Origin of the sequence: Streptomyces sp. NBC_01788 (assembly GCF_035917575.1) — a bacterium.
Classification (GTDB): domain Bacteria; phylum Actinomycetota; class Actinomycetes; order Streptomycetales; family Streptomycetaceae; genus Streptomyces.
In genome coordinates this window covers 6,909,589-6,926,882 of sequence record NZ_CP109090.1, presented here as the reverse complement: position 1 = coordinate 6,926,882, position 17,294 = coordinate 6,909,589, and the positions used below count along the sequence as shown (strand labels likewise).

At 72.8% G+C, this 17,294-nt stretch carries 14 protein-coding genes; 7 read left to right on the top strand and 7 right to left on the bottom strand.

The annotated features are described in order from the left end of the window. Window positions 1-4: 4 nt before the first annotated feature. A complete protein-coding gene (locus tag OIE49_RS31035; RefSeq protein WP_326805184.1) occupies window positions 5-2,695 on the bottom strand; it encodes an ATP-binding protein in 2,691 nt (896 codons plus the stop codon). Window positions 2,696-2,879: 184 nt separating this feature from the next. On the opposite strand from OIE49_RS31035, the gene OIE49_RS31030 reads away from it, so the two are divergent. After that, window positions 2,880-3,935 carry a DUF2510 domain-containing protein gene (locus OIE49_RS31030; RefSeq protein ID WP_326805183.1) on the top strand — a complete coding sequence of 352 codons (1,056 nt, stop codon included), beginning with the start codon at window positions 2,880-2,882 and terminating at the stop codon, window positions 3,933-3,935. Between the two features lie 149 nt (window positions 3,936-4,084). On the opposite strand, the gene OIE49_RS31025 is transcribed toward OIE49_RS31030, so the two are convergent. Next, window positions 4,085-4,726, bottom strand: coding sequence for a TetR/AcrR family transcriptional regulator (locus OIE49_RS31025; protein ID WP_100571555.1), 642 nt, complete (start codon window positions 4,724-4,726; stop codon window positions 4,085-4,087). A 364-nt stretch (window positions 4,727-5,090) separates the two neighbouring features. Between OIE49_RS31025 and OIE49_RS31020 the strand changes: the two genes are divergently transcribed. After that, complete coding sequence (locus tag OIE49_RS31020; protein WP_326805182.1) at window positions 5,091-6,071, top strand: hypothetical protein; 981 nt, start codon at window positions 5,091-5,093, stop codon at window positions 6,069-6,071. A 7-nt stretch (window positions 6,072-6,078) separates the two neighbouring features. Here the strand turns inward: OIE49_RS31020 and OIE49_RS31015 are convergent, their stop codons facing one another. Then, a complete protein-coding gene (locus OIE49_RS31015; protein WP_326805181.1) occupies window positions 6,079-6,900 on the bottom strand; it encodes a phospholipid scramblase-related protein in 822 nt (273 codons plus the stop codon). A 165-nt stretch (window positions 6,901-7,065) separates the two neighbouring features. On the opposite strand from OIE49_RS31015, the gene OIE49_RS31010 reads away from it, so the two are divergent. Beyond that, entirely contained in the window at window positions 7,066-8,085 is a 1,020-nt protein-coding gene (locus tag OIE49_RS31010; protein WP_326805180.1) for an LAETG motif-containing sortase-dependent surface protein, read from the top strand. A 113-nt stretch (window positions 8,086-8,198) separates the two neighbouring features. Here the strand turns inward: OIE49_RS31010 and OIE49_RS31005 are convergent, their stop codons facing one another. Together OIE49_RS31005 and OIE49_RS31000 are read right to left on the bottom strand one after the other, a co-directional pair. After that, the gene (locus OIE49_RS31005) at window positions 8,199-9,737 is read right to left on the bottom strand and encodes an LCP family protein (RefSeq protein WP_326805179.1); all 1,539 of its coding nucleotides are present in this window, start codon (window positions 9,735-9,737) and stop codon (window positions 8,199-8,201) included. Between the two features lie 146 nt (window positions 9,738-9,883). After that, window positions 9,884-10,117, bottom strand: a complete 234-nt coding sequence (locus OIE49_RS31000; RefSeq protein ID WP_326805178.1) for a hypothetical protein — start codon at window positions 10,115-10,117, stop codon at window positions 9,884-9,886. A gap of 147 nt (window positions 10,118-10,264) precedes the next feature. Here OIE49_RS31000 and OIE49_RS30995 point away from each other — a divergent pair, with 147 nt between their 5' ends. Both OIE49_RS30995 and ftsW read left to right on the top strand, forming a co-directional pair. After that, a complete protein-coding gene (locus tag OIE49_RS30995) occupies window positions 10,265-10,651 on the top strand; it encodes a hypothetical protein (RefSeq protein WP_326805177.1) in 387 nt (128 codons plus the stop codon). 146 nt (window positions 10,652-10,797) lie between these two features. Next, a complete protein-coding gene (gene ftsW / locus OIE49_RS30990) occupies window positions 10,798-12,192 on the top strand; it encodes a putative lipid II flippase FtsW (RefSeq protein ID WP_326805176.1) in 1,395 nt (464 codons plus the stop codon). A 10-nt stretch (window positions 12,193-12,202) separates the two neighbouring features. Here the strand turns inward: ftsW and rodA are convergent, their stop codons facing one another. Beyond that, on the bottom strand, window positions 12,203-13,408 hold the full coding sequence (gene rodA, locus OIE49_RS30985) for a rod shape-determining protein RodA (RefSeq protein WP_326805175.1): 1,206 nt from the start codon (window positions 13,406-13,408) through the stop codon (window positions 12,203-12,205). A gap of 206 nt (window positions 13,409-13,614) precedes the next feature. Between rodA and OIE49_RS30980 the strand changes: the two genes are divergently transcribed. Continuing rightward, window positions 13,615-15,429, top strand: a complete 1,815-nt coding sequence (locus OIE49_RS30980; RefSeq protein WP_402125018.1) for a phosphatidylglycerol lysyltransferase domain-containing protein — start codon at window positions 13,615-13,617, stop codon at window positions 15,427-15,429. Window positions 15,430-15,433: 4 nt separating this feature from the next. Beyond that, window positions 15,434-15,844, top strand: a complete 411-nt coding sequence (locus OIE49_RS30975; protein ID WP_326805174.1) for an ArsR/SmtB family transcription factor — start codon at window positions 15,434-15,436, stop codon at window positions 15,842-15,844. Between the two features lie 28 nt (window positions 15,845-15,872). Here OIE49_RS30975 and OIE49_RS30970 read toward each other — a convergent pair whose 3' ends face one another. Further along, on the bottom strand, window positions 15,873-17,246 hold the full coding sequence (locus OIE49_RS30970; protein ID WP_326805173.1) for an ABC transporter ATP-binding protein: 1,374 nt from the start codon (window positions 17,244-17,246) through the stop codon (window positions 15,873-15,875). Window positions 17,247-17,294: the final 48 nt, after the last annotated feature.

Here is a 17,294-nt window from a genome sequence, read left to right as displayed (position 1 = left end):
GGCCCTACGCCGGGGCCTGGCTCAGCCCGTGTTCCGACTCAAGCAGTCGTGCCGCCCGCTGCGCCAGGCCGTCCGCACCGCACGAGCGTGCCAGGGCCAGGCCACGGTCCAGTTCGGCGGCCGAGCGCGAGACGATGCCGAACTCGACGCGGGCGACGGCGTGTTCGTACTGGCAGGGGGAGGCCTCCAGGTAGGTGACGGCCTGGGCGGCCAGCCGGACCGCCCGCTGGCCGGTCTCCAGGGCCGCGGCGCAGCGCAGGGCCTCTCCTATGGCGGTGTCGGTGCCGAACCGCTCGGCCTGGCGGCGGAGGTCGGCGACGAGCCGCCCGGCCCGCTCGGGGTCCTCGGTGGCGAGCGCCCGGGCCAGGTCGGCCGCCCAGGGCACCGTCACCGGGTTCTGGTGGCCGCGGGCGGCCGCCGCCTTCTCGGCCGCATCCAGTTCGCCCAGGCCGTCCTCGGTGCGGCCGAGGGCCAGCAGCAGCCGGCCGCGCACGCTGTGCGGATCGGGCAGCACGATGGTGGACGGGTAGGGCGGGGCGAAGCCGTGCTGCTCGGCCACCTCCCAGGCCCGCTCGACATGGCCGCGGGCGAGCAGGGTGTCGACGAGGTTGCAGGTCGCGGTCCAGTACAGGGGCAGTCCGCGGCCGACCCGCTCGGCCAGGCGCAGCGATGCCCGCAGGGCCTCCTCCGCCTCCCGCAGCCGGCCGCGCCTGCGGTGCCCGAGGCCGACGTAGGCGTGGGCGAGGGCGAGGTGGCCGCCGCTCCAGCCGGCGGTCTCGTAGGCGCGCAGGGCCTCGGTGTAGAGGGTCTCGGCGCGGTCGAGGCGGTCGCAGTAGGCGTAGGCGGTGGCGAGCATCAGCAGCAGTTCGATGCCCCACTCGGTGTCGGTCCAGCCGAGTCCGGGTGCGAGGCGGCCGTTGACGAGGGCCCGGTCGCACAGCTCCACGACCTCCTCGGCGCTCTCGCCGCGGGTCATGGCGTCGAAACCGCGCAGGATCAGCAGGGCGCGCTCGGAGTTGTCGCGTCCGGTGCAGCCGGAGGCGAGCGCGGCGAGGCGCTCGGAGCGGTCCGGGGAGCTGGTCCCGCTCGTGTACAGGCCCTCCCACATGTACTGCACGGCCTGCAACCGCATCCGGGTCGGCCCCGGTTCGTGGCGGGCGGCCTCCGCCTCGACCGTGCGGACGGCCTCCTCCAGCTGGTCGTTGTGGAGCAGGGCCTGGGAGAGCCGCCGCACGGCGTCCACACGGGTGGGACCGTCGAGGCCGGGCATGGCGAGCGCCCGCTGGAGGTGCTCGATGGTGGTGGCGGGCGCGGTCAGCCGCGTGGCGCAGCCCAGCTCGTAGAGCACACGCGCGTGCGTGCCGGGCGTCGGCGGCTCCAGCAGGGCCCGCTCCAGGCACTGGCGGGCCGCGTCGGACGCGCCGACGGCGAGGTGTTCGCGGGCCGCCTCGCGCAGCTCCTCGACGAGTTCCTGGTCGTCGTCCGGGTGGACCTGGAGCAGATGCCGGGAGGCCGCCGCGGCGCCGAACCCGGAGTCGGTGACCACCTGGGCGGCGATGCCGTGCATGGCGGTGCGCAGGGCGTCCGGGATGGAGTTGTAGACATCGGTGGCGATCAGCGGGTGCAAGAACTCCAGCTCCCCGCCGCCGCCCCGGCCGGTCCCCGGGTCCGGCTCGGTGAGGATGCGGGCGCGGCGCAGCAGTTCGGCGCAGCGCTCGGCGTCGTCGCGGGTCATGGTGGCCAGCCGGGCGACGAGCTCCACGGAGATGCCGGTGCCGAGGACCGCGGCGGCCCAGGCGAACCGGGTGGCGTCTATGCCGAGTTCCTCCAGGCGGGCGACGAGGCCGCCGCCGCGGGCGGAGCGGTTCAGGGCGCGCAGTTCGGCGGCCCGGGCCTCGACCGGTTCGAGTTCGCTGTCGCGCACCTTGGCGAGCAGTTCGACGGTCTCGTACGGGTTGCCGCCGGTGACCGCCCACACCTCGCGGCAGAACGGGGCGTCGGCGTGCGGGCCGAGGGTGGTGCGGGTGAGCCCGGCGGTCGCCTCGGGGGTCAGGGCGTTCAGGGCGTGGACGCCCGCGGCGGCGACGGCCGCGTCCAGGCACTGTGCGCCCTCGCCGCCGATCTCGCCCGGCCGGCAGGTGACCACGAGCAGTACGGGCAGGTCGTCGAGGCGTTCGGCGAACGCGGCGAGCCAGCGCAGGGTCTCCGCGTCGGCCCAGTGGGCGTCGTCGATCAGCAGCACCAGCGGCCACTCGCGCTCGGCGAGCCGGCGCACGGCGGCGACCAGGCCGTCGCACACGCCCTGCGGGTCGGCCTGGCCGTCCCGGGGTTCGGCGATGCCGAGGGCGGGGCCGGCGATGTGGTACCAGTCGCCGAGGTACTCACGGGCCTCCTCGGGCATCAGCGAAAGCAGCGCGGGCTGCAGCAACTGCCGTACCACGTTGAAGGGGACGGAGCGCAGGGTCTCGCCGCCCCGCGCCGACCACACGGCGCAGCCGCGGTCCTGGGCGATGCGGCGGGTCTCGGTCAGCAGGGCGGTCTTGCCCAGACCGGCCTCGCCCTCCAGGACCAGCAGTCCTCCGGAGGACGCGCGGTCGGCGCACAGGACGTCGATCGCGCGTACGACGGCGGTGAGTTCCTCGTCACGCTCCCACAGCGAGTCCGAGGCGGCCGTGCCCGGCCGTACCTCCGTCATCCCGCTACCTCCCCAAGTCACCCGACGGCATGCAGACTTCGAGCGTAGCCCCCGAGCGCCCGATGCGGCGGCCCGTCCCGGCAGCTGTTGCCGTTGCCGGGTGACCTGCGGTAGAGGGGCGCCGCGGTGAGCGGGAACGGGGTCCTCTCATCGGGCTTTCACCGACGCCTCATACGGTAGGCACATGACGCAGGTGACTCCTCCCGGGTGGTACCCCGACCCCGGGCAGACAAGTGACGGCCCCGCCACCGAGCGCTGGTGGGACGGCAGGGCATGGACGGAACAGACCCGGCCCGTCGGATCGGCGGCCGTGTGGGGTCCCCCGGCGCAGCAGGCGGCCCCGGGGCCGTACCCGGCCTCTCCGGGGTATCCGGCCTCTCCGGGGTATCCGGCCTCTCCGGGGTATCCCGGATACCCGGGCTATCCGGGGCACCCCGGATACCCCGGTCGGCCTCCCACCCCCGCGCGGCGCGGGCTGCGGATCGGCATCGCCGTCGGAGTGGCGGCCGCGGTGCTCGCGAGCATCGGCGTCGGCGTGTTCGCGCTGGTCCACGGCGAGGGCGGCAAGGACGGCCGTGCCGGGTCCCGGCAGGGGCAGGAGGGCCGGGGCGGCAGCGGCGAGGAACGCGGCCCGTTCGGCGGCCCGGGCGGATCCGGAGGCTCGGACGGGTCCGGCGGGTCCGGTGGCGGGCCGTCCGAGGCGCCGAAGATCAAGAGCGGCTCGGTGACCGACGCGGTCAGCGGCATCAGCCTGCCCATACCCGACGGCTGGTACGGCCAGGAGCTGGGGGTGGGCGCCCAGGTCACGTCGAACGACTCCTACAAGTGCCCCGGCGACACCTCCAAGAACTGCACCAAGGGCGGCGCCTACTCGGCTCCCGCGCTCGTGCTGGGCCTGCGCGGAACCACGCCCGAGGAGGTCGCCAAGGCCGACATCGCGGCGAACGCCGAGGACTCCTACGGGGGCGAGGCCTACGGCAGGATCACCTCTCACGAGGTGCTGGCCTCCAAAGCGGTGACCGTGGCCGGGCAGGAGGGCTACCTGATCCGCTGGAAGGCCGTCACCAGCAAGGGCGCCGACGGGTACGTGGAGTCGCTGGCCTTCACCTCGCCCGGCGCCTCACGGCAGCTGATCGTCGTCCGCTTCGGCGTCGACGTCGGGGAGCCGCAGTCCGTGATCGACGACATCACCCGGGGCATCAAGGCGGCCTCGGGCGGCGGCAGCGGCCAGAGCGTCTGAGCCGTCGTCCGGGCCGAACCCGGTCATACGCGGACCCGGCGGCCCATGGCGGACGGGCGGGCTACCTCTCCGCTCCAGAGGTAGCCCGCCCGTCCGGGGTGCGCGCCGCCCCCGTCCCCACGGTGCGGCGCGGGCAGGTCACCGCCCGGTCATCCCGGTGACGGTGGCCTGAGTCGTGAACCGAGGCCCAGCGCCGGCAGCACCGCGGCCTCCAGAAACCGGACCACGTAGTCCGGGTCGGCGTACTCCCCCTCGAGGACGGGCCGGATGCGCAGGACGCCGAACAGCTGCGCGGGTACGAACTCCAGCGCGGGATTGTCCGCGAGAACCTCGCCGCGCTCCACTCCGCGCCGCAGGATCTCCCGCAGCGCGGCGATCTCCGGCTCGACCAGCGTCTCGCGCAGCGCCCGCTGCAGCTCGGGGTCCAGCGTGATCGCGTGTCCGAGCGCCTGGAGGAGGCGGGTGTCCCGGCCCGACCACTCGCCCGCGGACCGCGCCACCCGCCGCAGGTCCTCGGCGAGCGAGCCGGTGTCGATGCCGGCGAAGCGGCAGCGGCCGCTGGACCGCAGGGCGGCCGCCACGAACTGCGGCTTGGTCCGCCACTGGCGGTAGAGCGTCGACTTGCTGCACCGGGTGCTGGCGGCGACGCCCTCCATGGTGACGGCGTCGTAGCCGTGCTCGCGGATCTGTTCGAGCACGGCATCGAAGAACTCCTGCTCACGCTCCGGCGTGAGCTTGGAGCGGCGCGAGGCGACAACCGTCTCCGGCTCGTCCGCGGCCTGCGATGTCATCGCTGCGCTCCTCACTCGTGTTCCGGGAGTTCAGGCCTGGCTCGGGGCCCTCCCTCCAGTGTGGCGAAGGTCCATCGATACGACAGTGTACCGGTACGCACGCGTATCGGTACACTGTCGTATCGGTACGCTGACGTGTCGATGTATCGTACATCCACACCGGTGTCGAAGCGGACATCGGCACAGGTGACGACGCGGGTGCGGACAGCACCATCGGCATCACCCCACGCACCACCGTCACGAGAGGTCCGGGCATGACATCCCGAAGCGAGGCCGCCGAAGCGGAGCCCGCCGGACCGGCGCGGCGACCGCTCGCCGCCGCGTCCCGGCCGGCCGGGGGACACGCCCCAGCGGGGGCGGCCCGGTGAACGCCGCCCTGACGGCCGTGGCCCTGTCGCTGTTCTCGGCCGTCGCCTACGCGACCGCCGCGGTCGCCCAGGAACGGCTCGCCGCACGCAACCGCGGAACGGGGGTGCGCGGACTGCTCCGGGTCGGCGCCTGGTGGTGGGCCGTCGCGCTGAACGGATCGGCGGCTCTGCTGCACGTGGCGGCCCTGAAGTACGGCCCGCTCACCGTGGTCCAGCCGCTCGGCGCGCTCACCCTGGTGGCAGCCGTGCCACTGGGGGCGCGGATGGCCGGGCGGCGGGTCGTGGCAGCCGAGTGGCGGGGAACCGCGTGCACGCTGCTCGGCCTGGCCGCCGTGCTCCTCGCGGCCTCCGGACCGGCCCCGGTACACGTGCTGAGCCCCCTGGAGGCACTGTCGGTCGCGGGCGCCACGGCCGTACTGATCGGCGCGCTGTCACGGCCGGGGGCGCGGCCGGGACTGCGGCACGCGACCGCGTCGGGGGTCGCCTCGGGCGTGGCCTCCGCGCTCACCCAGACGGTGACGGTGGCCGCCACGGACCACTCCGGACCCCTGCTCAGCGCCCGCGTGATCCTGGTGGCGCTGCTCGTCGCGGCCTTCGCCACCGGTGGCCTGCTGCTGTCGCAGACCGCCTACCGGGACGGGCTCGGCGCCCCGCTCGCGGTGCTGACGCTGACCAATCCGGCGGCGGCGGCGCTGATCGGGCTCACCCTGCTCGGCCAGGGACTGAAGGGCGGCGCGACGGGCGTGCTGCTGGCGTCGGCGGGCGCGGCCCTCGCCGCCTGGGGGGTCGTGACGCTCTCGCGGGCCACTCCGAGGCCCGCGGACGCGCACCCCGGACCGGGTCCGGAGCGCACCGCGCGGGGCGACGACCCGGATCACCCGGTGGCCGCCGTACTCGCCCTGGAGACGGAACCGCCCGCCCAGGAACCGGCGCTGCCGTCCCGGCCGTTGAGGCCGGGACACCTCACCCCGCTGTAACCGCCGGTCAGTTCCAGCCGCGCGAGTCCTGCTTGAGCGCCGTGTCGACGGTGAGCGCGGTGGCGACCACCAGGCTCAGCAGCGGCTCGGGCAGCTGGTAGTGGATCTGGAGCACGTAGTTGTCGGCGGTCGTGAACATCGCCTTCGCCAGGCCCTCCCAGGTCTTGGTGATCCGGGCGACCTCGTTGTCGGCGTGGTCGACGATGGCGGAGTTCCAGGCGCGCCAGTTCTCCGCCTTGATGGCGCCGACCTGCTGCCCGTTCGCGTTCATCGCGAAGTTGATCTTGCCGAAGACGTTCTGCTGGACGATCTCGCCGACCTCGGAGCCGTCCGGACGGGACACCACCACGCGCGACTTGAAGACCTTCGCCGGCCGGGTGAGCACCAACTGGGGGGTGCCGTAGGCGTCGCGGATCTCCAGCCTGTGCGTCATGAACTGGTCGAGGCTGGAGACGAACCGCATCGCCTTCTTCAGTGCGCTCTGCCCGATCTCGGTGACCGCGCCGACCCGGTTGCCGTGCTGATCGAAGACGTCGTACTCGTTGGTCAGCTCGATGAGCTTGACCTTCTGGTTCACCACGAGCACCGGCTCACTGAACAGGGAGCCACCCCCCTGCGCGCCCGGAGCGACCCCGGCCTGGTGCTGGACCTGGCGCTGCACGCGCTGATCCGGGGCGGCCTGCTGCTGCGGCATCTGCGGCGCGGCCTGGGCCTGCGGGTCGGCGTGGGTGTGCTCCGTCCACTGGGAACCGTCCCAGTAACGCAGCGTCTGGGCCGCTCCATGCGGGTCCGGGTACCAACCTGCCGGCGTGTTCGCGTACGCACTCACCGGCGCACACCACCGCCGGGCAGACCGGCCCCACGCCCGCGAGTGAGGCACGTCACACATTGACTTCGCGAATATCGGGCAACCCTTCACCGCCCCCGGCGATCTCCATTGCGCATACATCGACCACTTCTGTTTTTCGAGGTTCGCATGAAGATTCGCCGCTCCTTGGCTCTCGCAGCAGCCACGGCAGCCATCGCACCGGCCGTGCTTCTTGCGGCCCCCGCCGCCTTCGCGACGGGCAACGACCCGGTCACCTCGTCCGACTCGACTCCCTCGGACGACACGGAGTCGACCCCGTCCGAGTCGACTCCCTCGGAGGACGCGGAGTCGACCCCGTCCGAGTCAACTCCCTCGGAGGACGCGGAGTCGACCCCGTCCGAGTCGACTCCCTCGGAGGACGAGTCCGCCACCGACTCACCCAAGCCCACCCCGTCGGCGACCGTGACCTCCTCTCCGTCGGCCTCCCCCACGCCGGACCCGGAGCTGTGCAAGGACACCGACGACCTGAAGTTCGACGAGAACCTGCACACCAGCCTGTCCGGCCTGCCCTCGAAGATCGTCGCGGGCAGCGGCTTCCACAACTTCAAGCTGAACGTCAAGAACTCCGGTAAGAACGCCTACAAGCGCGTCGACCTCGGCGTGTTCGCCGCTCAGATCGACGAGAAGAACTTCGAGTTCAACACCAGCTACCTCACGCTGCAGTTCAAGGACCCGGCCACCGGCAAGTGGGTGGACATCTCCCTGGACGAGCGCGACGAAGGCGCCGGCTACCTCGGTTACACCGACGTCCAGGCCAAGGAGTCCTTCTCCATCGACCTGCGACTGAGCATTGGCAACAAGGCCCCGGCCGGCATGGGCTTCGCCATCTCCATCGGCATGTACGCCGACGACAAGGGCAACTGCGTCTACTCCAGCGACAACGACTCCTACCAGTTCGACGTCCTCGCCGCCGGCTCCAAGCAGGGCAACCCGGGCGACGCCAAGCCGCAGGGCGGCAAGAAGCCGCTGCCGGTCAAGCCGGCCGGCAACAACCAGATCGTCCCGCAGGGCCACCTCGCCGAGACCGGCTCCAGCTCGGCGCTGCCGATGATCGCGCTGGCGGGCGGTGCCGCGGTCGCCGTCGGCGCGGGCGCCGTGTTCGTGGTGCGCCGCCGCAAGGCCGGCAGCGGAGCCGCCACCGCCTGATCCGCGTCCCTGACGCACTGAGGCAAGGCACAAGGGCCGCACCCGCAGCAGCGGGTGCGGCCCTTCGCCGTCGGCCGGCCGGGCGGGCAGGGCGCCGCGCCGGCGTGTCCGCCCTACCCGTAGGACAGGTTGGTGCACAGGTCGTCGTCGGCCGAGCGGGCTTCCGCCGCCACCGAGGTGGGCATGGAGGTCGGCTCGGCCGAGGCCGCGTCCGGGGCGGCCACGAAGTCCTCGCCCAGGACCACGTTGATGCCCGGTCCGGTCAGTGCCTGGAGCTCGGCCCCGGGGAAGAGCTTGGCGACTGTCTCGGCCTGGTCCTGCCGGCCGGGCCCGTACTGGATGACCGTGGTGGCGTGGTTCTGGCTGCCCGCGTTCCCCGTGGAGGTGACGGTGAAGCCGCGACCGGTGAGGGTGGCGGCGCCCCGCGTGGCGAGGCCGAGGGTGGTGGTGCCGTTGTAGACGCTGACGTCGATGCCCTTCCCCAGGCCGGTGTCGGGGGACGGGGAGGCGCCCGCCTTGCTCTTCTTGCCCTTCTTGCCTCCGGCGTCCTTGCCGTCGATGGTGCGGTCGGCCCTGAGCGCGGCCCACAGCTCCGAGGCGTCCGGCTCCACGATGGCCACCCGCGCGCCCTGATAGCGCCACGGGATGGTGACGAACTTGGTGTTGTGCAGGTCCACGTTCTTCAACGACAGCGCGAACGACAGCAGCTTGTCGGCCGAGCCGAGACCGGGGTCCACGGTGAGCGACTTGGTCGCGGCGTCGGCGAGGGGCAGCAGCTTGCCCGGGGTGAGCCCGTCGGCCTTGACCTGCTTGATGAGACTGGCGACGAACGCCTGCTGGCGCTTGATCCGGCCTATGTCGGAGCCGTCGCCGATGCCGTGCCGGATGCGGACCCAGTCCAGCGCCTTCTGCCCGGCGACGGTCTGCTCGCCCTTGGTGAACAGCACGGAGCCGCGGGTGGCCCGGTTGGGGTTGAGGTCCTTCTGGTACACGTCCTGCGGCACGCACACCGGCACCCCGCCCACCACGTCGGTCAGCGCGGCGAATCCCTTGAAGTCGACGACGACGGTGTGGTCCACGCGCAGTCCGGTGAGCTGCTCCACGGTGTTCTGACTGCACGCGGGGTTGCCCTCGGCGGTGCCGCCCACGGAGTACGCGGCGTTGAACATCGTGTTCGGCTGCGCCTCGGTCCAGCTGCCGTCGGGGAGCTTGCAGGGCGGGATGGTGACCAGGGTGTCCCGGGGGATGGACACGGCGAGGGCGTGCTGGTGGTCGGCGTAGACGTGCAGCAGGAACGCGGTGTCGGAGCGGCCTATGTCGTCCTTGCTGCCTCCGCCGAGGGCGTCGTTGCCGCCCACGCGCGCGTCGGAACCGATGACCAGGACGTTCTCGCCCTTGGACGAGCCGGCGTCGGGCCGGTCGTCGGACAGGCCGTCGGCGCCGAAGGTGTTGATGTTGCCGTTGAGCTTCAGATACAGCCAGCCAACCCCCGCCGTGCCGAGCACCAGCAGGGACAGCGCCACGATCAGGGCGGTGCGTGCGCGGGTGCGTCCGCCGCTGCCGCGGGAGGCGCGGCGCGAACCGCCCCGGCGCTGGGGCGGGACTCCCCTGCTCCGGCGGCGCGAAGGAGCGGTCTTGTGGCTGGTCGTCATGCGCGCACCCTCATCCGTCGTACTCATACAGAGGGGACGACTGACCCCACCCAATGGTTGTACAGTTGCGCAATGTAGCAACAGTCGATGAGGGGCCTTCGCGACGGGGTACGCGACCGGCCCGCACCCCGGCCGAGCGGGAGCGGTCAGGGGCTGGCCGCGTCGAATCCGTACCGCAGGGGCTCGCCCTTCGCGCGCGCGTCGCGGCGGTAGATGTAGACCGCCTCCACGCGTGCGTCGTCCCGCGGCGCCTCCGCCTGGCAGGGGAGCGCCACCTGGAGCACCCACGGCCGCCCGGCGACCTTCACCCGCATCCCGTCCGCCGGCCCGCCCACCAGGACCGCGGCATCCTGCCCCATCACGCCACCACCAGGTTCCATGGGGACAGTTTACGGGTTGCGCAATCGTTGACCCGAGCAGATCTCCCGCCCGCCCGGACCCCGGGCCGAAGTGCACTCGGGCCCATGATTTCTCCATCCCCCTTGCCCGGCTGGCGAATTGGGGATCCGACCGGGGAGGATGGGCACGTGAACCATCCTGCCGACCTCGTCCTGGTCTTCGACCGGGACGAGGAACTTGCCGTCTTCCCCTCGCTTCCGGCCGCGGAGGCCGACCTCGAGGCCATCGACGTGGCGGACGGGGAGTTCGCCGCCTTCACCGCCGAGGGGCGTCTCGTCGACCTGCGCGCCCCGGAGGGCGCGGAGGGCCCGGTCCTGGTCGCGCGCACCGAGGAGGACGGCCGGGAGGATCTGGAACGCCACCTGGCCCGCTTCTGGTCCCGCCGTCCCGGCCACGCTCCCCTGGGCCCCGAGGACACCGCCCGCCTCATCCTGGACGGCGGGCCACGGGCCGCGCGTCGTGGGCCGCGGCGCTTCCGGAACCCGTTCCGGCGCCGTCGCGCGCCGCGCTCCTGACGGGACGGCGGCCGATCACCATGGCGACTCGTCCCGCGCGGCCGGGGCCGCGCGCCCACACACGCGTGCCGCGAAGCGGCGATGCGCCACCGGCATCGGAGCGCCGGACCCACGGGGAGCACTCCCGTACCTCTACGGTTGCGCACATGCGCAATTCACAGAGTGTCCGCGCGGAGAAGCGCGCGCCGGGCGCGCCGGGCGCCAAGGCGGCGCCCGAACGCCGGCCGGTCCCGCCGCGGGCCCCGGAGAAGGCGTCCCCGCGGCGGGCCCCCAAGGCGGCGGCCCGGCCGCGCGGCGGGCGTGCGGGACGTACGCCCGGACACAGCGCGCTCGACCGCGCCCGCGTGCGGCTGCGGCGGGCCTGGGACCGGCCGCTCACCGGCTACTACCTGGTGGCGGGCAGTGCCGCGCTGATCGCCGGCCTGGGGCTGGTGATGGTGTTCTCCTCCTCGCAGATCCAGGCGCTGCGCTCCGGTCTGCCGCCGACCTACTATCTGCGCCGGCAGATCATGGCCGCGGTGATCGGCGCGGCGCTGGCGCTGCCGGCCGCCCGTATGCCGGTGAAGGCGCACCGGTTACTGGCCTTCCCGCTGCTGGCCGGGTCTGTGCTGCTGCTGGCGCTGGTGCAGGTGCCGGGGCTGGGTCGGACCGTCAACGGCAACACCAACTGGCTCGACCTGGGCGGGCCGTTCGTGCTCCAGCCCAGCGAGTTCGCCAAGGTCGCGTTCGTGGTGTGGGGCGCGGACCTGCTGGCCCGCAAGCAGCAGCACAAACTGCTGGACCAGTGGAAGCATCTGCTCGTGCCGCTGGTACCCGGTGCGTTGCTGCTGCTGGGACTGATGATGCTCGGCGGGGACATGGGTACCGCGGTCATCCTGTGCGCCGTACTGTTCGGTCTGCTGTGGCTGGCCGGTGCGCCGCCGCGGCTCTTCGGGGCCGCCCTGACGGGCGCGGCACTCCTGGCCACCTTGCTGATCATGACCGCGCCGCACCGGGTGTCCCGGTTCGCCTGCCTCGGTGCGAGCGACCCGGGCCCGAACGACCAGTGCTGGCAGGTGGTGCACGGCCTCTACGCGCTGTCGACGGGCGGCCTGTTCGGCAACGGCATCGGCGCCAGCGTGGAGAAGTGGGGCCAACTGCCCGAGCCACACACCGACTTCATCTTCGCCATCACCGGCGAGGAGCTGGGTCTGGTCGGCACCCTGTCCGTACTGGCCCTGTTCGCCGCGCTGTTCGCGGGCGGCCTGCGCATCGCCGCCCGCCACAAGGACCCGTTCGTCCGTCTGGCGGCCGGCGGCATCATCACCTGGGTCGGGGCGCAGAGCTTCATCAACCTCGGCGGCGTCCTGGGCCTGGTGCCCGTGGCGGGCGTACCCCTGCCGCTGTTCTCCTACGGCGGCAGCTCACTGATCGCCACCCTGTACGCGGTGGGGATCCTGCTCGCCGCCACCCGCAGCGAACCGGCGGTCCGCGCGGCGCTGGACGGCCGCGGACGCCGGATGCGCACGGCCCTGCTGCGCCGGCCCGGGCGCCGCCGCTGAGGCGCCGGGGTCAGGCGGACAACGGGCGTTGCAGACGGATGCCCTGGAGGATGCCGACGGCGACCCAGCCGGCGAACATCGACGAGCCGCCGTAGCTGACGAACGGCAGCGGCAGTCCGGTGACCGGCATGATGCCGAGGTTCATGCCGATGTTCTCGAACGCCTGGAAGGCCAGCCAGGCCACGATGCCGGTCGCGACCACCGTTCCGTACAGGTCGGGGCAGGCGCGGGCGATGCGCAGCGCGCGCCACAGCACCACGCCGAGCAGGGCGATCAGCGCCCCGGCGCCCAGGAAGCCCAACTCCTCCCCCGCCACGCTGAAGACGAAGTCGGTCTGCTGCTCGGGCACGAACTGCCCCGTGGTCTGCGCTCCGTGGAACAGCCCCTGGCCCAGCAGGCCGCCGGCCCCGATGGCGATCCTGGCCTGGCTGGTGTTGTAGCCGACCCCGGACGGGTCGAGCGCGGGATCGGCGAACGCGGCGAACCGGTTGAGCTGGTACTGGTCCAGCAGATGCAGCTGCCACACCGCCAGGGCACCGAGGACGCCGACCGCGAGCAGTCCGGTGACCCAGCGCGCCGAGGCACCCGAGGCGAGCAGCACCCCGAGCACGATCACCCCGATGCCCATGAACTGCCCGAGGTCCGGCGTGAGGAGGACCAGCAGGGCGGGCACACCGGCCACCGCCAGGGACTCCAGGACGCTACGGCTGTCCGGGCTCGGCCGGTCGCCCGTGTCCACCTTGGTGGCCAGCAGCACAGCCATGGCCAGCACGATGGCGACCTTGACGAACTCCGCGGGCTGGATGGACATCCCGCCGATCATGATCCAGCGGCGCGACCCGTTGATGGTGGCGCCCATCGGAGTCAGTACCGCGAGGACCAGCAGGAGCGTCACGCCGTAGAGCACGGGGACGAGGTCCCGCAGTCTGCGCGGGCCGAGCCACATGGTGCCGACGGCCAGAGCGATTCCGATGGCGAGGTTGACCAGATGGCGGGTCAGGAAGGCGTACGGGTCGCCTCCCGTCAACTGGGTACGGCCGCGGGTGGCGGAGTACACCAGCAGCGCGCCGAGCACGGACAGCGCCAGCGCGGCACCCAGCAGCGGCCAGTCCAGCCGCCGCAGGACCGTACCGAACGCCGTGCGCGGCCGCGGTCCCGCGCGCAGGACCGCCGCCCGCGTGGCGCCCGGCTCCCTGAGCCTGCTCCCGACCTCCATCGCGACTCTCCTTCGCTCAGGCTCGCTCCGGTTCGTCCCGGTTTGCCCCGGCAGGCCGTCCCGGGTCCCGCACGGCGCGGGACGCCATCATCACCCACTTGCGCAATCCGTTGATTGAAGCACGCCGGGGAAAGATGTGATCACCAGCCCCGCCCGTGGTCACACCCGCTCAGCAGGCTCTACGCTGGCCCCTCGTGAAGGACTCCGTGACCACCGACGAAGGCGCCTCGCGGAACCGTCTTCGCGCCGCCTACCACCGTGTGCCCGCCGCGGCCGGTTACCTGTGCCTGCTCGTGGGCGTGCTCGACGTCGCGGGGGCGATCTCCCCTCGTATGCGGCACGGACGGGTGCAGACCCTGGCCGGGGCCCTGCCTGGGGCCGTGTCGTCCCTGGCGACCGCCGCCTCGCTGATCGTGGGCGTGCTGATGGTGATGCTCGCCCACGCCCTGCGGCGCCGCAAACGGCGGGCCTGGCGGGCGGTGGTGATCCTGCTGCCCACGGGAGCGGCGCTGCAACTGCTGCGCTGGCACCAGCACGTGCCCGGCGCCGTCACGGTGCTGCTGTTCGTGCTGCTGCTCGTCGCCCGCCGGGAGTTCTACGCGCTGTCCGACCCACGCACCCGGTGGCGGGCCGTGTGGAACTTCCTCCTGCTGAGCGCCTTCAGCTTCGGCGCCGGACTGCTGATCGTCGGCGCGCACCCCAGGAAGGTCGTCGCGTCCCCGCTGTCCGACCGGATCCAGCACGTCGCCTACGGTCTGATCGGCATCGAGGGACCCGTGCACTACTCCAGTGCGCGCACCGCCGACCTCGTGTACTTCTCGCTCGCCGGGCTCGGCCTGCTGACCGCGGCCACCACCCTCTACCTCGCGCTGCGCCCCTTCACGCCCGTACCCGTGCTGGGCGACGACGAGGAGCGGCGGCTGCGCGCCCTGTTGGAACGGCACGGTGAGCGGGACTCGCTCGGCTACTTCGCGCTGCGCCGCGACAAGAACGTGCTCTTCTCCCCCACCGGCAAGGCGGCGATCGCCTACCGGGTGGTGTCCGGTGTGATGCTCGCCGGCGGCGACCCGATCGGCGACGTGGAGGCCTGGCCGGGCGCCATCAAGGAGTTCATGGACACCGCCGCCCGGCACGCCTGGGTTCCCGCGGTGATGGGGTGCAGCGAGACCGGCGGCGAGGTGTGGACCCGCGAAGCCGGTCTGAACGCGCTGGAGATCGGCGACGAGGCCGTCGTCGACACCGAGGCCTTCACCCTGTCCGGGCGGCCGATGCGCAATGTCCGGCAGATGGTCAACCGCATCGAACGGGGCGGCTACAGCTGCCGCATCCGCCGTGTGCGGGACCTGTCCGAGCAGGAGACGGAGCAGATCCGCGCGGCGGCGGCCGCCTGGCGCGGCACCGAGGTGGAGCGCGGCTTCTCCATGGCCCTCGGCCGCTTCGGCGAGGCCGGCGACGGCGACTGCGTGGTCGTCACCGCCCACAAGGAGCCGGACGCCGGCGCCTCCGCCCCGGGCGGGGACATCCGCGCGGTCCTGCACTTCGTGCCCTGGGGCCCGGACGGGATCTCCCTGGAGCTGATGCGCCGCGACCGCACCGCCGACCCCGGACTGAACGAACTCCTCATCGTCAAGGCCCTCCAGCAGGCTCCTGGCCTCGGCATCAGCCGGGTCTCGCTGAACTTCGCGATGTTCCGCGCCGCCCTCGCCCGCGGTGAACGCCTGGGCGCGGGACCGGCCCTGCGCGCCTGGCGCGGCCTGCTGCTGTTCCTCTCCCGCTGGTTCCAGATCGAGTCGCTGTACAAGTTCAACGCCAAGTTCCAGCCCCGGTGGGAGCCGAGGTTCCTGATCTATCCCACGGCCCGGGACCTGCTCCGCATCAGCCTGGCCGCCCTCCAGGCCGAGGCGTTCCTCAACCTGTCCTGGCCCGTCCCGTGGCGGCGCGGGCCCCGGCGTCCGGAGACCGCGCCCGCCGGGGCGAGGCCCGCCGCGTTGGAGCCGCCCGGGGAACCGCCGGTACCCTAGTTGCATGGATACGCAAGCACAGGGGTGGGACGCCGAGGCGGCGGACCGGGCGGTGGCGGTGCTCAAGGCGGTGGCGGACCCCTCCCGCTACCGGCTGCTGTGGGCGCTCAGCCACGGCGAGCAGCCGGTGAGCGAGCTGGCACGGATGCTGGGTGCCCATGTGGCCGCGACCTCCCAGCACTTGGCCAGACTCCGGTCGGCAGGTCTGGTGACCACACGCCGGGAGGGCACGCGCATCTACTACCAGGCCGCGGGGGTACGCCCCCTGCTGGAGGCCGCCCATCTCACGGTCACCGAGGGCGACGGACCGAAGGGCGGCGGCCCCGGCGGCGAGGAGAGCGCGCCCGCACCCCGGCGGGCCACCGCCACCAGCCCGGCCCTCTCGCGCCGTCCGGCCCTGGGCGGCACCCCCTGAGGCGGCTGACCCGCGATGCTCGGGCGGTCTACGGGGTGCCCGTGGCTCCGGCCGCGTCACCGGTGTCGTCGCGGCGGTACTCCTCGGGCCCGGCGTCGTAGGCGTACAACTCGCCGTAGCGGCCCCAGTCGGTGGCCGTCTCCAACTGCTGGTCGACCTGCTCGCTGGTGTAGTGATGGGCCAGCAGATCGCGGAAGAACCCGGCCCGCGCGGTGCCGTCCGCCTTGCCGCGCACGCTGCTGGTGATCACCTTGACCAGCGGCAGCTGGATCGCCGCCCGGCCGAAGATGGTCTTCGACTCCTGGACGTCGGCCCCGGCGAACGCGGTGCCGGTGTCGGTGAGCAGCAGGTCGTCACCGCTGAACCCGGCGAAACCGAGCAGGTCCAGGGCGTCGACCTGGGGCATGAGGTCGTCGACCTCCAGGCCGAGGTCGTCGGCGAGGTCGGCGAGGTCGCACCGTCCGCCGCGGTGCAGCACCAGCTCCGCCAGACCCGACAGCCCGTCCACGCTCGCCTGCGGCAGCGGGGTGTTGGCCACCGTCCGCCTCTCCAGGTCGGCCGGCTCCTGCCGGCCGGGGGTGCGGCCCTCCTTCTGCCGGCCGGTCATGGTGCGGTAGACGCGGTCGATCATGTCCTCGAAGGCGGCGGAGTTGCGGTCGCGGGGCCGGTCGAGCCCGACCTCGAAGACCTCCCGGATGGTGCCGTAGGGACGGGAGCCGAGCACCACGATCCGGTCCGCCATCAGGACGGCTTCCTCGATGTTGTGGGTGACCAGCACGATGGCCCGGGTGGGGAACTGGCCGGACTCCCACAGCTCCATCAGCTCGCCGCGCAGATTCTCCGCGGTGAGCACGTCCAGCGCGGAGAAGGGCTCGTCCATCATCAGCACGTCCGGCTCGACCACCAGCGCGCGGGCGAAGCCGACGCGCTGGCGCATGCCGCCCGACAGCTCCTTGGGGTAGGCGGACTCGAATCCGTCCAGGCCGATCAGGTCGATGGCCAGGCGGGCGGCCTCGGTGCGCTCCACGGGGTGTACGCCCTTGGCCTCCAGGCCGAGTTCGACGTTCTGCTGCACGGTCAGCCAGGGCAGCAGCGCGAAGGTCTGGAACACCATCGCCGTACCGGGGTTGGCGCCGGCCAGCACGGCGCCCTTGTAGCTGACAGTGCCGGAACTGGCCGGCACGAGTCCGGCCATGCAGCGCAGCAGCGTCGACTTGCCCGAGCCGGACTTGCCCAGCAGCGCGACGACCTCACCGGCGCGGACCTGGAGGTCGATGCCGGAGAGCACGGGCAGTTCACCGTCGGCGCCGGCGTAGGACTTCGTCAGGCCGACGGTCTCCAGCAGCAGCTCGCCGTCGGCCGGGCGGTCGTTCTTCGTGACCTGGAGGGTGTTCATCGCCATGGCATGTCCAAGCTGTGGGGTGCGGAGTGCGGGGTACGGATGGGGCCC